Source organism: Pseudomonas sp. ES3-33, from assembly GCF_000952175.1.
Lineage (GTDB): Bacteria > Pseudomonadota > Gammaproteobacteria > Pseudomonadales > Pseudomonadaceae > Aquipseudomonas > Aquipseudomonas gregormendelii.
The window spans coordinates 1-13,478 of record NZ_JZRI01000131.1 but is presented as its reverse complement, the minus strand read 5'-3'; the positions used below and the strand labels follow the sequence as shown (position 1 = coordinate 13,478).

9 protein-coding genes and 1 pseudogene are annotated in these 13,478 nt (G+C 60.0%); all 10 read right to left on the bottom strand.

What is annotated here, in order from left to right:
- Positions 1-35 precede the first annotated feature (35 nt).
- The gene (locus tag UB23_RS21905) at positions 36-1,166 is read right to left on the bottom strand and encodes a mannuronate-specific alginate lyase (RefSeq protein WP_045061378.1); all 1,131 of its coding nucleotides are present in this window, start codon (positions 1,164-1,166) and stop codon (positions 36-38) included.
- An 11-nt stretch (positions 1,167-1,177) separates the two neighbouring features.
- On the bottom strand, positions 1,178-2,626 hold the full coding sequence (locus UB23_RS21900; RefSeq protein ID WP_045061377.1) for an alginate O-acetyltransferase: 1,449 nt from the start codon (positions 2,624-2,626) through the stop codon (positions 1,178-1,180).
- Between the two features lie 10 nt (positions 2,627-2,636).
- Positions 2,637-4,211 carry a mannuronan 5-epimerase AlgG gene (algG, locus tag UB23_RS21895; protein WP_045061376.1) on the bottom strand — a complete coding sequence of 525 codons (1,575 nt, stop codon included), beginning with the start codon at positions 4,209-4,211 and terminating at the stop codon, positions 2,637-2,639.
- A gap of 26 nt (positions 4,212-4,237) precedes the next feature.
- On the bottom strand, positions 4,238-5,725 hold the full coding sequence (locus tag UB23_RS21890) for an alginate export family protein (RefSeq protein WP_045061375.1): 1,488 nt from the start codon (positions 5,723-5,725) through the stop codon (positions 4,238-4,240).
- The gene (gene algK, locus UB23_RS21885) at positions 5,722-7,224 is read right to left on the bottom strand and encodes an alginate biosynthesis TPR repeat lipoprotein AlgK (protein ID WP_082069234.1); all 1,503 of its coding nucleotides are present in this window, start codon (positions 7,222-7,224) and stop codon (positions 5,722-5,724) included. Before algK ends, UB23_RS21890 begins: the two co-directional genes overlap by 4 nt.
- A gap of 15 nt (positions 7,225-7,239) precedes the next feature.
- A complete protein-coding gene (locus UB23_RS21880; RefSeq protein WP_045061373.1) occupies positions 7,240-8,409 on the bottom strand; it encodes an alginate biosynthesis protein Alg44 in 1,170 nt (389 codons plus the stop codon).
- Positions 8,410-8,445: 36 nt separating this feature from the next.
- Positions 8,446-9,927 (bottom strand): mannuronan synthase, encoded by a 1,482-nt coding sequence (gene alg8, locus UB23_RS21875; RefSeq protein ID WP_412548515.1) that lies wholly within the window; start codon positions 9,925-9,927, stop codon positions 8,446-8,448.
- A 289-nt stretch (positions 9,928-10,216) separates the two neighbouring features.
- Positions 10,217-11,533 (bottom strand): nucleotide sugar dehydrogenase, encoded by a 1,317-nt coding sequence (locus UB23_RS21870; protein WP_045061371.1) that lies wholly within the window; start codon positions 11,531-11,533, stop codon positions 10,217-10,219.
- Between the two features lie 800 nt (positions 11,534-12,333).
- Positions 12,334-13,113, bottom strand: a complete 780-nt coding sequence (gene yaaA, locus UB23_RS21865; protein WP_045061370.1) for a peroxide stress protein YaaA — start codon at positions 13,111-13,113, stop codon at positions 12,334-12,336.
- 182 nt (positions 13,114-13,295) lie between these two features.
- A pseudogene (locus tag UB23_RS21860) lies at positions 13,296-13,478 on the bottom strand (IS110 family transposase); the annotation flags it as partial.

Below are 13,478 nucleotides of genomic sequence, written 5' to 3'. Positions count from 1 at the left end.
CCTTCGGCAGCTCCTACAGGGGTATGTATCCGGCTCTATGAGCCTTTGCCTTTTTCGCTGGCCGGGTCGTAGACCCTGGTCAGGTCACCCCCCAGCCGGAACGTCTTGAACGGTTGCATCTCGCGCTTCTTCTCAAGCACATCAGGGGAGCAGGTGTAGAGCGTGCAGAACGGTTCCAGCCAGGCGAATTTCGAGTCGACCTTGAGGTCGGTCATGTCCTGTTCCTTGCCGTTCTTCTTCTCAAATGCCTCAGGGTCTTCAACCCCGGCGAGCACTCGATCACCCAGGCGTTTGAGCGCGCCGTTGTTTTCCTGACGCACGTCCACACCGTTGACCAGCGCAAAACTGGCGATCATCGACAGCGGCGGCAGGGCGTAGTTGTGATAGGCGAGGGCGCGTTGCTGACGCTTCATTTCGTTAGGCAGGAAGCCATCGGCATCGACCTGATTGGCACCGACCTTGTATTCCTTCACGGCCCAGTCGAACAGGTCGCGGCGGTTGGTGGCGATGGAAGTTGCCATCACCGACCAGGCGGACCAGTAAGAGTGGTTGTTGGTTTTTTCCAGCGGCAGGTTGTCCCAGTCGCTCACCACCTGATCAGCCATCTTGCTGAACCAGGCCTCGATCAACTGCGACTCCTGCTGATGGTTCGCCAGCGGATGCGAGTCGGAGAATTTCAGGTGGATGTACGAAGACGCCATGCTGCCCAGCGCCCATTTGCGCATGGACTTGCCGGTGTGGTTGAAGTCCTTGGACATCAACGCATCGGCCTTGGCCCACGCGGTCAACCAGTTGAGCGTGCATTCGAGCTGTTCCGGGCGACCGTCACGCATGAACTGCATCACGCGCTTGCTGGTGCCGCGCTCGATCTTGGTGATATCTGCAGTGGTGTCGCGGAAGGCTTTTTCCGATGCTTTGTTCAGGGTCGAACGGGCCTTGTCGGAGCCTTCGTACTTGCTGCGAAATTGCAGCGAGCCGGTGTAGGGCGTCGGCATGGCATCACAGCCATCCTTGAAGTCGCCGGTCTTCACTTTCTCGATCGGCGCGAAGTAACCCTGGGGCGGCCGCAGTGGTGCGGCGGCCTGGGTGGCGCCGGCGAACATCGCCAGCGTCAGCAGAGAAGGTGCGAGCAACTTCTTCAGCGTTCGCGATTGCATGCATGTCATAAGAGGTAACCTCATTGCCCGGCTTGAGCGGTACGCTGCCCAGCGCCAGGGAACACGTTGCGTTTGCAGATTTTCGCTTCGACTTTCTGCGGCGCGGCACCTGCTTCAGGGCCCTGGACTTCGACGGCCAGCAAATTCTGCGAGGCCCAGTCTTCGTCCGTGCGCAACTCGAAGGCGAAACGCCCGTCGGTGTCGGATGTTTCCGGTTTGTCGATCTTGATGTCCTCGTGGCGACCGTTCATGTACCAGAGGGTGGCTTGCAGGGTTTTCACCGATGGATCGGCGAACCGGATGTCAACCTGGTGGCTGCTGTTTTGCAGGTTCAGGTTCTTGCTGTTGACCATCAATTCCTTCTTGCCCGGCTTCAATGTAGTGCTGCCGGTCATCTGTGCTTCCTTGCCTTCGCAACCGTTATCCAGCAGCGCCATCATCTGGCGGTAGATGGTTTCCTGGTCGAGGCGATAGAGCGGCGAGAATTCCCAGATCAGGATCTTCGGGGGCTTGGTCTGGAATTCTTCGCTGCCCAGGTACTGCAGCATCGAACCTTCCAGGCCACCGCCAGGGAACGCTACGTTGAGGATGTCAGCGCCGATGGCCTCTTGAAGGAAACCGGCGAAGTTGTAGTTCTTGCCACTGTGACTGGTACCGACCAGGGTGATCTCCGGATTACCGGAGTCGCTGAACAGATCGCCATCGGCGGCTTCGCCTTTGGGTTCCGTGGTGAATTGATCCATGTACTGGATGGCGTAACTGGTGCCGCAGAGTTGACCGGCCATATTGTGTAATGTTCCGGTCTTGCCCATGCGACCCGACTTATGGGTCTCGAATTCACGCTTGGGAATGTCGGCAAAGGCAGGAATCTGCTTGACCTTCTCGGCCACGATTTTCGCCGTGCGCTGGGCGCCATATGGGGTCCAGTGCTGGTCGCCGCGGAAGTAGAAATCGTGGGCGGGCAGGGTGTCGGGCAGCGATTCGTTGGTCAGCGGCGACAGATCCGGCACTACGTAGCCCATCTGCGCGAAACGCCCGAGCATGGTCTTGTAGTTCTTCAGCGCCTTGTCGAAATCGAACTGGGCTTTATCCTGCGGATTGAGCTTGTTGCGGTTCACCAGGCCACGGGTGGGCTGGTACACGACCACCAGCTCGACGCCTTTACTCTTGAACGCATCGTGCAGTTGCTGCATGCGCTTGTAGCCGGCTGGCGTGGTGTCGAACTCGGTGCGCAAGTCTTCCTGCGTACGGAACAGCCAGTCGCCCTGGGCCTGTACCAGCGTGGTGAAGTTCTGCTGGTAACGCGTGGTGTAGTTCTTCGCGTCATGGGCTTCGGGGCACAGGTTGCAGCAAGGTTCGGCAGTGAAATCCGGCGCCTTGAGCTCGTCGGCGCGCACACCGTTGCTGGCAGCGAGAATCCCCAGGGTCAGGCCCGACAGGCTGAGTAATTTGATCAAGTGTGGGTGCATAAAATTATCCTCAGTCCTGCAGTTCGGTCTGGCGTTCGACAGGGTCGATCAGCACGGCTTTCTGCTGGCGTACCAGCAGGTCGAGAATTTCATCCTGGCGTTCGCCAAGAATCCCGTTGAAGCTGATGCCGCTGGATTTGGTCGGGGCGAGCATCGATACGCGATACAGCTCGACGCTCAAGGGCGAGTCGATGGACAGCGGGCCGCTGCCGTTGCCGGCCAGTTCGCCGCCAACGATGATCAGCGAGACCTGGGCGTCGAACGGGTCGAGCTTGATGTCGCGGTCGGTATCGCTCAGGTCCTTGATGTGGCCGTACACGCCGGTCAGGCCGTTGGCCATGGCCAGGTTTTCGTAGAGGCGGATGTTCACGCTGTTACGAATGCGGATGCCGTGGCGACGGTTGCTGATCACCTTGTTGCCATACAGCAGGTTGTCGGCACTCTCGTAGAGGGTGATGCCGTCGGTGTGGTTCTTGTAGATCTCGTTGTAGGCGACCAGGTTGTTGACGCTGTTCCGGTCGATCACCAGGCCCGACAGCTTGTTGTCGTAGCTGCGGTTGTTGAAGATGAAGCTGTCGTTGACCTCACGGGAAATGATGATCCCGTGCTTCTTCTTGGTTCCGTACACGGTGTTGTCGGCGATGATCAGGCCGTGGGAGCGGTCATGCGGGTCAATGCCGTAGACGATGTTGTCCTTGTAGGTATTGCCCTTGACCACGAAGCCTTCGGTTTCGTAGCAGTAGAAGCCGTACCACATGTCCGAGAACTCGGAGCCGACGATCCAGCCGGTCGGTTCGGCGCGCTTGAGCACCTTGGCCATGTTCGGCGTGTATTGGGAAATACTCACGCCGTAGGACTTGCTGTTGGCGTAGCCGAAACTGGCGAGCTTGCTGTTGGCGATGTAGGTCTCGGTGCCGCCCCAGGACAACAGGAACGGACGGAATTCCTTGGGCGACTTGAAGGTCGCCGGGCCATTTTCCTTCTCGCGCCAGCCGGTGATTTTGGTATCACGCACGAACAGCTGGCCGTCGTTGACCAGGAACGAGCCGGCCTCCTGGGACAGGCGCAGTTCCTGGGTCTGCTGGTCGATTTCGAGGATGCCTTTTTCACCGACCACGATCGGCAACTTCGCCAGGTAAACCCCCGGCGAGGTTTCGCTGAAGTACTGCTTGGGCAGCTTCTTCGCCAGGTCCTTGAGGTTCATGTAGCCGTCGTCGATGAAGATCGCCTGGGGGATGCCGTGCTGGCGCACTACCCATTCGGCCATCTTGTTATCGCCGCCGATGAAATCCTTCAGGGCGTTTTCCTGCATCATCCGGCGCACGCTGACTTTGCCGGCCTTGGTGCGAACGATCTTGGCGGCAATGGCTTCGGCGGTGTAGCCGGAGGTGTCCGGCAGCTTGGGTTTTGCCAGCTCCAGCGGCGCAGTCGGCGCACTGGTAACGGTGTAGGTTTTGGCCTGTTGCAGTTCCTTGCCCATGGTCACCGGCTTGCTCGCCGGCTCCACGTTGGCGAAGGCGGCCGCGCTTGCCAGCAGCATCGCGCCGGCCAGCAAGGTGATTGAACCTCGCTTCGGATTGTTCATGTCGGGCACTCCCTTCGCAGTTGGCATCAGAAGCGCCAGATCACGTCGATGAACGCACGGTGCATGTACGAGTCGACGTCCTTGCCATACGCATCACCCGGCTTGAACACGCCGCCACGAAAACGCACGAGGGCCGAAGGCTCGTCGATGGACTGGCTCAGGGAGGCTGGCAGCAAGCCTTGCTTGAAGTACTTGGTGACCACCAGGTCCATCTCCTGACCCAGGTCCTTGGTGCCGTCTTCCAGTGGCAGGGAAGTGCTGGAGAGCACCGCACCGGTGACGTCGTCGGTGTCGTTCTGTACGGCATTGATGCCGTTGCTGCCGACCGGCTTGTTGCCGTCGACGCGCCAGAACTTGTGGTAGATCAGGCTGGCGTCGTATTCGTCGTTGAGCATCCAGGAACCGAACAAGGTGGCGGTCTGCATGTTGTTCATTTCGCCGCGGAACGCTTCGCCGAAACGGTGCACGCGCGAACGGGTACCGGTGTAGTTCGAGCGGTTGCTTTCCAGGCCGTTCTGTTCGTAATCGGCGCTGGCGCGGGCGTAGGCGGCACCGACTTGCCATTGCTGATCAAGGCGCAGGCGCAAGCCGATGTCGGTGGCCCAGCCGTTGAGGTCTTCACCACGCTTGGCTTCGGCCGGACGGGTGCCGTCGGCATTCAGCGCATTGACCGTGTCGGTGTCGCCGCTCATGCCGGTGATGCTGCCCCAATAATTGAGGGTGTTGGTGTTGCGGTAGTTATAGGCGTCGCTGTCGGCGGTGAGGCCCAGCCAGCTGATGTCGCCGTTCTGCTGCTTGTCCAGCGAGTCGCCCGCTACACCCGGTTCCGGGTAGTCGAGCTTGCCGTCGTCGTGGGTGTGGTGACCGCGAACGCCGACCCAGTTGCCCGGTGTCCACTGATAGGCCGCGTCGGCATAGGCGTGCAGGCGATCCTTGTCCTTGGGCGCGAGTTCCTTGAGGTCGGTGCGGTATTCGCTGAAGCGTTCGGCAACGCCGACGTTGGCGCGCAACAGGGTGGTATCGAAGGTCCAGTTCAGCGCTTCGATATTGGTGTCGCGCCATTGGCCGTCGTCGTTGCGCAGGCGCTGGCGCCCCAGCTTCAACTGCTCGCCCGGGTAAGGCGTGAGGCCGCTGTAGCCGACCCAGAACTCGCGCATGGCCAGGTAGTTCTTCTTGGTCTTGCGATCACTGTTGTCGGTGGTCTGGGTGCCGTCGCTATCGGACTGCTGCAGGGTGTCGGTTTCGATGATGTCGGTGGACGTTACCGCCTGACCCATGGCGTAGGCGCTCCACGCGCCGCTTTCGCCGTAGATCCAGGGGCGCAGGTCCAGGCCCACACCGCTGACGTCGCCGCCGCTGGCGGTACCCAGGTCACGGTCGTCCTCGGATTGGCCGGTGATTTTCACGTCCAGGCCGTAGTTCTGGGTTTCAGTCAGTGCCGCCAGGGTCGGGCACGACCACAGCAAGGCGAACGTCAGGCCAATGCCGGCCTGCACAAAGGGATTCAACTTCATAGGGATTCCTCGCCGTCTTCTTCTTGCAGGGCGTGCAGTTGCAGCGTGTTCTGGCTCAAGGCACCCCGAACGGCCTGTTCCTGTTTCAACAGGCGTTGGGCCTCGGCGAGCTGGGCAGGCGGCAGTTGGGCTTCGAGTGTTTGCGCAAGCTCGGTGGCTTGAGGAGTGTCTTGAACCTTGGCCAGCTGGCTGAAGACATAGGCATTGAGCGGGTTAGGCTTGGTGCCCTTGCCTTGGGAGAACAGCTGGGCGATGGCGAAGTCGGCGCTGTTCTGGCCATTGCGCGCAGCGGTCAGCAGGTGGTCCAGGGCCTTTTGCGAATAGACTTTGCCCAGGTAGCCACGGCGATAAATCTGGCCGAGGTAGTAATCGGCGGCGACTTCGCGGCCGACGGCTTTCTGGAAGTGTTCTTCGGCTGCCTTGGCGTCGGCCGGGACCATCTTGCCTTCGTAGTAGAGCTTGCCCAGCAACAGTTCGGCGCGCGGCTGATCGGCGGCGCGGCCGTTGTCCAGGTACTTCATCATCGTGTCGACGTCGCCCAGTTCCGGGAAGTCGTAGAGCAGTTGCGCCAGGCTGACCCAGGAAGCGGGGTAGCCGGGGGCGATGCCTTCGAGCAGCGACTGGGCGGTTTTCTCGTCGGTAGTCCCAAGGGTTGCATCGCCGAGGACGCGGGCGACGCTGTCCACTCGCTGGGCGGAAACCGTGCCGCGGGCATGGGCGGCTTGCATCTGCTTGATCAGCTCGGCCTGTTGCTCGGGCTTGGCCTGTTTCTGATAGACCGTGGCCAGCTCGACGTAGCAGATGTCGGTGGTATTGAGCGCGGCTTTGCAGATGGTCTCGACTTCGTCCAGGTGCTGGTCGTAAGTGCCTTGGGTGCGATACAGCAGCACCTGGGCCAGACCGGCTTCAGGCTTGCCTTCGGCGCGCCATTGGCTGATCTGCTGTTGCGCGTTGACGTCCGGGAAGCTGTGGGGGTATTGCAGGTACAGCATGGCCAGTGGAATCAGGGTATTGCCCTGGCCATTGGCCGAGGCTTTCTTCAACAGGCCTTCGGCTTCGTGCTGTTCGGCTTCGGTGGAACCGGGCTTGGCCACCAGCAGGCGACCCAGGCGCGCCTGGGCCCGCGGCGAGACATCGACGGCCGCGCGATAAGTCGCCTCGGCCTGCCGGATCTGCGCCGGGTCACGGCTGTCGACCTGGATATCGGCGAGGCCTACCTGGGCTTCGCTGTAGCCGAGGTCGGCCAGTTGCTTGTAATTCTGCTGGGCCAGGGCGGTGTCGCCGCGCTTGAGGGCTTCGTTGGCCAGGCGCTGGTCGGGCAGGCCGGCGCAGCCAGCGAGGCTGACCGCCAGGGCCAGTGCACACATCGCACCCCTGTGGGAGCCAGCCTGCTGGCGATTCAAGCGGCTCGGTGCATCAGACAAACCGCAGCGATCCCATCGCGAGCAGGCTCGCTCCCACAGGGATTGCGGTGTTCTGAGGATAAGTGGAATCGTCACGGGCATGTCCTCCGGTTACAAACCAGCAGCCATGGCTTTGTCGATCAGCCAGTTCAGGTTGGGGCCACGGTCGCTGTTCACTTCAACCGGGCGACCGGCGAACTTGCTGTCCAGCGGCTCGTCCGGCTGGATCAGGACGCGGATGTCGGAGGACAGGTCGGCGCTTTTCAGGCTGGTGCTGCTGACGATCTTGCCGGTGCGGGATTTGTCTTCGCCGGCGATCTGGAAGCTGACCTGGGTACCCGGGCGCACGTCGCTGAACTGGCGGTACGAGAACCGCGCTTCGACGTTGGCTTCGCTGTTGCGCGGTACCAGTTGGAAGATCACGTCACCCTTGCTGGCGTACTGACCGTCGGCAACCAGTTGCTGCGACACGGTGCAGTCGCACGGCGAGGTCAGGGTGCCGGTCATTTGCTTGCCGAACAGCTCTTCAACCTTGGCCGGCTGCAACTGGTCTTCTTCCAGATGGCCCTTGAGCACATCGAGCATGCTGGTGCTGAAAGTCGCCAGTGGGGCGCCTTTGGCGGCGATGCCGTCGGCCTTGATCAGGCTCTGCACGGTGCCGTCGCGGGGCATGGTGATGTTCATGCCCGGCACGCTGACCAGACCCGCCTGGGCGTGGCTGACGAAGTACATGCCGTACACCGACTTGAAGATGAAACCGAACGCCGTGAGGCCGACGAGGAAAATCGCCAGGCTGAACGTCACCGCACGCAAACGCCCGAACGGGGTCATGCCGTGGCCGCCGTCCTTCATTTTGCGCGCCTTGGTGAAGTTGTCGCGCTGCAGGGTCGCCAGTACTTCACCCATGCTGACGATGTCGCCGGACAGGTGCGAAGTGATCAGGTGACGCAGAGTCGAGATGTCCTGCGGTTCCAGGTTCTGGAACTGGCAACCGGCGCGACCGGTCTGGCGATCGAACGAGCGCACTTGCAGTTCCACGTCCATGGCCAAGCCGAGGTTGTCGATCACGAATTGCAGGCGAGCCTTGTGCACGTCGCCGATCTTCAGCGGCAGCTGGCCGGCGTTGAAGGCCAGGCCTCCGGCGGAAAGGTCGAGGACCCGGGCTTCAATCGGGGTCCGGTCGGGACCGAAGAAACGCAGCTTTGCCGGGATTTTCACGCGGGCGTGTTGGCGCTGGGCTTCTGATTCGTGCACTACGTTGGCGTTGACGGCGGTATTCATATAGGCGATTTCCTGGTTAATTCAATAAGGGGGCGGTCAGACCATCATCAGCAGCACGGCGACAAAAATGCTGCCGGCGGAGAAGGTCATGGTCCGAGACGACCAGGTGTTGAACCAACGTTGAAAGCTGGCGAGATCACGGGTCAGTTTGGTGTCCTGGCGGGTCCAGGATTGTTGGTCGAGGCGGAAGAACACGTAGATCTTCACCAGCGCGCCGACGATCTGGTTGTAATAGAGGATCGCCGGGTAGGCCGGGCCGATCTTGTGACCCGAGCACGACAGCAGCAGGGTCAGGATCAGGCGGGTGATGCCGATCCACAGCAGGTAGACCAGGATGAACGCGGTGCCGTACTTGAAGCTGGCGATGATGGCCACGGTCAGGCCCAGCAGCGAGGTCCACATCGATACGCGTTGATCAAACAGCACCACCGAAGTGAACAGGCCGAGGCGTTTGACCCCCAGGCCCAGGGCGCGAGCGTTCTGGCGCAGGTTGTTGCCGTACCAGCGGAACATCAGTTTGCGGCTGGCCTTGATGAAGCTCTTTTCCGGCGGGTGTTCCACGGTGTGGATCGCCGCGTCCGGCACGTAAAACGTGTCGTAGCCCAGGCGCATCAGGCTGAACCAGCTCGACTTGTCGTCACCAGTGAGGAACTTGAAGCGGCCCAGGCGCCAGTGTTGCAACGAGTCGCTTTCCACGTCGGCGATGAAGTCCGGGTCGGTCACCACGGTGGCGCGGAACACCGACATCCGGCCGGTCATGGTCAGGACGCGCTTGGACAGAGCCATCGAGCACATGTTGATGTGGCGCTGGGCGAAGCGCAGTTTGTGCCACTCGCTCATGATGTAGCCGCCGCGCACTTCGCAGAACTCGTTGGTGGTCAGGCCGCCGACGTTGCCAAACAGCTGGAACCACGGCACGGTCTTGAGCACCACGCCCTCGGCGAGCACGGTGTCGCCATCGACCACGGCGACAACCGCACGGTCGTCCGGCATGTGCCGGGAGATCGCACGGAAACCGTAGGCCAGGCCATCACGTTTGCCGGTACCCGGAATGCGCACGAAGTCGAGCTTGACCCGCTCTGGCGGGTTCATCCGCAACCAGAGGCTTTTGACCAGCAGCTCATCGGACATTTCCACGATGGAGCAGACCACGGTGGTCGGCAGGCCGCAGTCGATCGCTTCGCGAATCACCGAGCTGTAGACCTGGGCGGTGGTCAGCGCGTCGATACGGAAACTGGTGACCATCAGGAAGACGTGGGACGGGTCCGCCGCCTTGCCCAGCTTGCGCACTTTGCGGCGCAGGTGCGGGTAGACCACGTACAGAAACAGCATGCCGCGCAGAAAGTGCGTGGCACCCATCGAGTAGCGCCAGATACCGACGATACCGATCAGGAAGATGAAGTCCTTCGACTCGGAGTCGAACGTGGACACAGGCAGCGCCATGGCGATGCCCATCAAAATAGTGAGGTAAAACAGCCAGCCGGCGGCCTGAAGTAGGCCGTGCTTTAGCCTGTGCATAATCTGCATCCGTCTCGATCTCGGGCGAGCCTGTGGGGTGGCCCGATGGGGTTAAGGCAGGCTTACAAAAAACTTGCAAGGTTACGGGTGACACCGATCTTTTCGGGTTCACTCGAAACCCGGGTGAACCTGTGTAGGAGCTGCCGAAGGCTGCGATCTTTTGATCTTGATCTTTCAGGGTTCGCTCAGAACTCAAGTGACCCTGAAAAGATCGCAGCCTCGTTTCATTCGTCAGCTCCTACGACGGGTTCGCACAATTGTTGCGCGGCGCCGAAGAGATGCCTTGCGGTTACCAGCAGATGCCTTCGGTGCGATCTTTGACGCTGGTGGCCTGGGACATGAAGCCAACCAGGTCGACCACTTGCTTGCCGTGCGGAGCGTTCTGCGCCAGGGCGCGGAATTTCTCGTCACGGTTGCCGAGGATGATCACGTCGGAGTTGTTGATCACATCGTCGAAGTCGGAGTTGAGCAGGGACGAGACGTGAGGGATCTTCGATTCGATGTAGTCCTTGTTGGCACCGTGGACACGGGCGTACTCGACGTTGCTGTCGTAGATGCTCAGGTCGTAACCCTTGCCGATCAGCATTTCGGCCAGGTCGACCAGCGGGCTTTCGCGCAGGTCGTCGGTGCCGGCCTTGAAGCTCAGGCCCAGCAGGGCGACTTTGCGTTTGTCGTGGCTGGAAACGATGTCGAAGGCGTTCTGTACCTGCGACACGTTGCTGCGCATCAGCGAGTTCAGCAGCGGCGCTTCGACGTCCAGGGAACCGGCGCGGAAGGTCAGGGCGCGCACGTCCTTGGGCAGGCAGGAACCGCCGAAGGCGAAGCCAGGGCGCATGTAGTACTGGGACAGGTTCAGTGTCTTGTCCTGGCAGACCACTTCCATCACTTCACGACCATCGACACCGACGGCCTTGGCAATGTTGCCGATCTCGTTGGCGAAGGTCACCTTGGTGGCGTGCCAGACGTTGCAGGTGTACTTGATCATCTCGGCAACGGCGATGTCCTTGCGGATGATCGGCGCGTCGAGCTCTTCGTACAGCGATTGCAGGACGTCGCCCGAGGCTTTGTCGAATTCGCCGATGACCGTCATGGGCGGCAGGTCATAGTCGGCGATCGCGGTGCTTTCACGCAGGAACTCAGGGTTCACTGCAACGCCGAAGTCGACGCCGGCTTTCTTGCCGGAGCAGTCCTCGAGGATCGGGATGACAACGTTTGCGACAGTGCCCGGCAGTACGGTGCTGCGAACCACGATGGTGTGGCGGGTGGTCTTGTCACGCAGGACAAAACCGATCTCGCGGCACACAGCCTCGATGTAGTTAAGTTCCAGGTCGCCGTTTTTCTTGCTCGGTGTGCCGACGCAGATCATCGACAGGTCGGTGTCGCGAATCGCTTCGGCGAAGTCGGTCGTGCCGCGCAGTTTGCCGGTATCGATGCCCTTGCGCAGAAGTTCGCCCAGACCCGGTTCAACGATCGGCGATTTGCCGGCGTTGATCATATCGATCTTGTCTTTGGCAACATCGACGCCAACCACGTCGTGGCCCCGTGCAGACAGGCAGCCGGCACAGACAGCGCCCACGTAACCCAAACCAAATATGCTGATGCGCATCGCAAATTACCTCAGTGTTTTATCAAGCCATTACATGGCCGGAGTTAATGGTGTTCAGCGGTCAAAGTGCACTCGGAAGTACGGCATACAAGCGCCGCCGTGCCGCGTACAGGCATATAAGTTCCGAGTGTCTAAATAAGTGCACTCAAGGTGTGCGTAACTAGGCTTTATTGTTATGGCTTGCCCTGTCATGCAGCGGATCCTCGGCTCAGAGGACCTTCGTGCAAAGGTCTTGCGCGCTCGATGCCAGGCTAAAGGCCCGTAGATCAAGCGGTTGGGTGCTCAGGCGAGCACGTTTATAGGGGCGCAGCCTTGGCCTTTCAGGGGATAGCAGTGTGGCTTATCTCCAGTCCTTTCAGTGTTGCCCAAATGAGCGATTAGTTAGCGCTAGTTCATGTGACAACTTCGCTGCATGAATCCCTTATCTGCGTAAGTTATCTCGTACAACCTCACGGATAATCGTTACCGGTGGTATGAGCGACGCATGTGGACATAGTTCCTGTCCGCCCATCGCGAAATCTGAAATTTCTTGAAATATAGAGAAAGATGGCACTGCTCTCATATTGATAGCACTTGCCGTCTCGCCCTTTATATATAGGCGTATAATTGCCGGAGATAGTTTTGTGCCACTACAGAGAAAAATTTTCGGTGCCACTACTGAAAAAAAACGTCGACGTCGAGTGAAACAAAAGTTAGGGGAGAGTGCGCTGTATTTTTGACGCCAGAATGTCGGCGATTCGGTGAGGGATTGTCAGACGATCAAACGCCGGCGCACGGAGATCGTGCGCCGAGCCGGTGCATCACTCGGGAGCGTGATCGCGAAGGAATACCAGGTTGTCCGGTTTAGACTGCTCGGCACTGAACCGATAGCCCTGGACGTCGAACTGCTTGAGCGCCAGCGGATCGTTGATGCGCTCTTCAATGACGAAGCGGCTCATCATTCCGCGGGCTTTTTTTGCGTAGAAACTGATGATCTTGTACTGGCCGTTTTTCAGGTCCTTGAACTCGGTATTGATGATGCGTGCGTTCAAGGCGGTGCGTTTGACGGCCGAAAAATACTCGTTGGAGGCCAGGTTCAGCAGCACGTCATCGCCCTGGTCGGCCAAGGCTTCGTTCAACCATTCGCTGATGCGCGTGCCCCAGAAGGCATACAGGTCCTTGCCACGGGCGTTTGCCAGTTTGGTGCCCATCTCCAGCCGGTACGGTTGCATCAGGTCCAGGGGGCGGAGCAGGCCGTACAGACCCGAGAGCATGCGCAAGTGTTCCTGGGCGTAATCGAAATCGGCTTCGCTGAAGGTTTGCGCGTTCAGCCCGGTGTAGACATCACCCTTGAAGGCCAGCAAGGCCTGTTTGGCGTTTTCCGGGGTGAATGCAGGCGTCCAGCTGCCAAAGCGCGCGGCATTGAGGCCGCCGATCTTGTCGGAGACGTGCATCAGCTCACTGATCTGCGCGGGCGTGAGGTCGCGCAATTGCTGGATCAGTTCCTGGGAATGGTCGAGGTACTGCGGCTGGGTGAAGCGCTGGGTGGCCGGCGGTGTTTCGTAGTCGAGGGTCTTGGCGGGGGAAATCACCATCAGCATGAAGTCGTCTCCTTTAATCGTGGGGGCGATTCTAGGGGGTTGTCTGCGTTGACTCCAGCTATGGGTGTGATAGGTGATCGGTGGTGTCATGGAAAAAGATCGCAGCCTCGTTTCACTTGGCAGCTCCTACGGATCGGGTTCACCGGGGATTGGGTGTGCTCCTGTAGATACTCTGTTACCGGTCAAGCTTTCAGCAGGTGTTTTTCGCTGAAAAGCTTGGCCGTGTCGAAATCTTCTCCTGCGCGTATGCACGCCCACAAGCCTGTCAGGTATTTGCGCATAACCGCGCAGATGGCCTGCATTTTTCGCTTTCCGCGTGCGATCAACGCATCATAAAAAGCCTTCACATTCGGGTCGCTGCGAAT

What these genes read in the sequence shown, in the direction of transcription:
- UB23_RS21905 (WP_045061378.1), bottom strand. Translation starts at nt 1,166, where the DNA reads ATGACATGCATGCAATCGCGAACGCTGAAGAAGTTGCTCGCACCTTCT.
- UB23_RS21900 (WP_045061377.1), bottom strand. Translation starts at nt 2,626, where the DNA reads ATGCACCCACACTTGATCAAATTACTCAGCCTGTCGGGCCTGACCCTG.
- algG (WP_045061376.1), bottom strand. Translation starts at nt 4,211, where the DNA reads ATGAACAATCCGAAGCGAGGTTCAATCACCTTGCTGGCCGGCGCGATG.
- UB23_RS21890 (WP_045061375.1), bottom strand. Translation starts at nt 5,725, where the DNA reads ATGAAGTTGAATCCCTTTGTGCAGGCCGGCATTGGCCTGACGTTCGCC.
- UB23_RS21880 (WP_045061373.1), bottom strand. Translation starts at nt 8,409, where the DNA reads ATGAATACCGCCGTCAACGCCAACGTAGTGCACGAATCAGAAGCCCAG.
- alg8 (WP_412548515.1), bottom strand. Translation starts at nt 9,927, where the DNA reads ATGCACAGGCTAAAGCACGGCCTACTTCAGGCCGCCGGCTGGCTGTTT.
- UB23_RS21870 (WP_045061371.1), bottom strand. Translation starts at nt 11,533, where the DNA reads ATGCGCATCAGCATATTTGGTTTGGGTTACGTGGGCGCTGTCTGTGCC.
- yaaA (WP_045061370.1), bottom strand. Translation starts at nt 13,113, where the DNA reads ATGCTGATGGTGATTTCCCCCGCCAAGACCCTCGACTACGAAACACCG.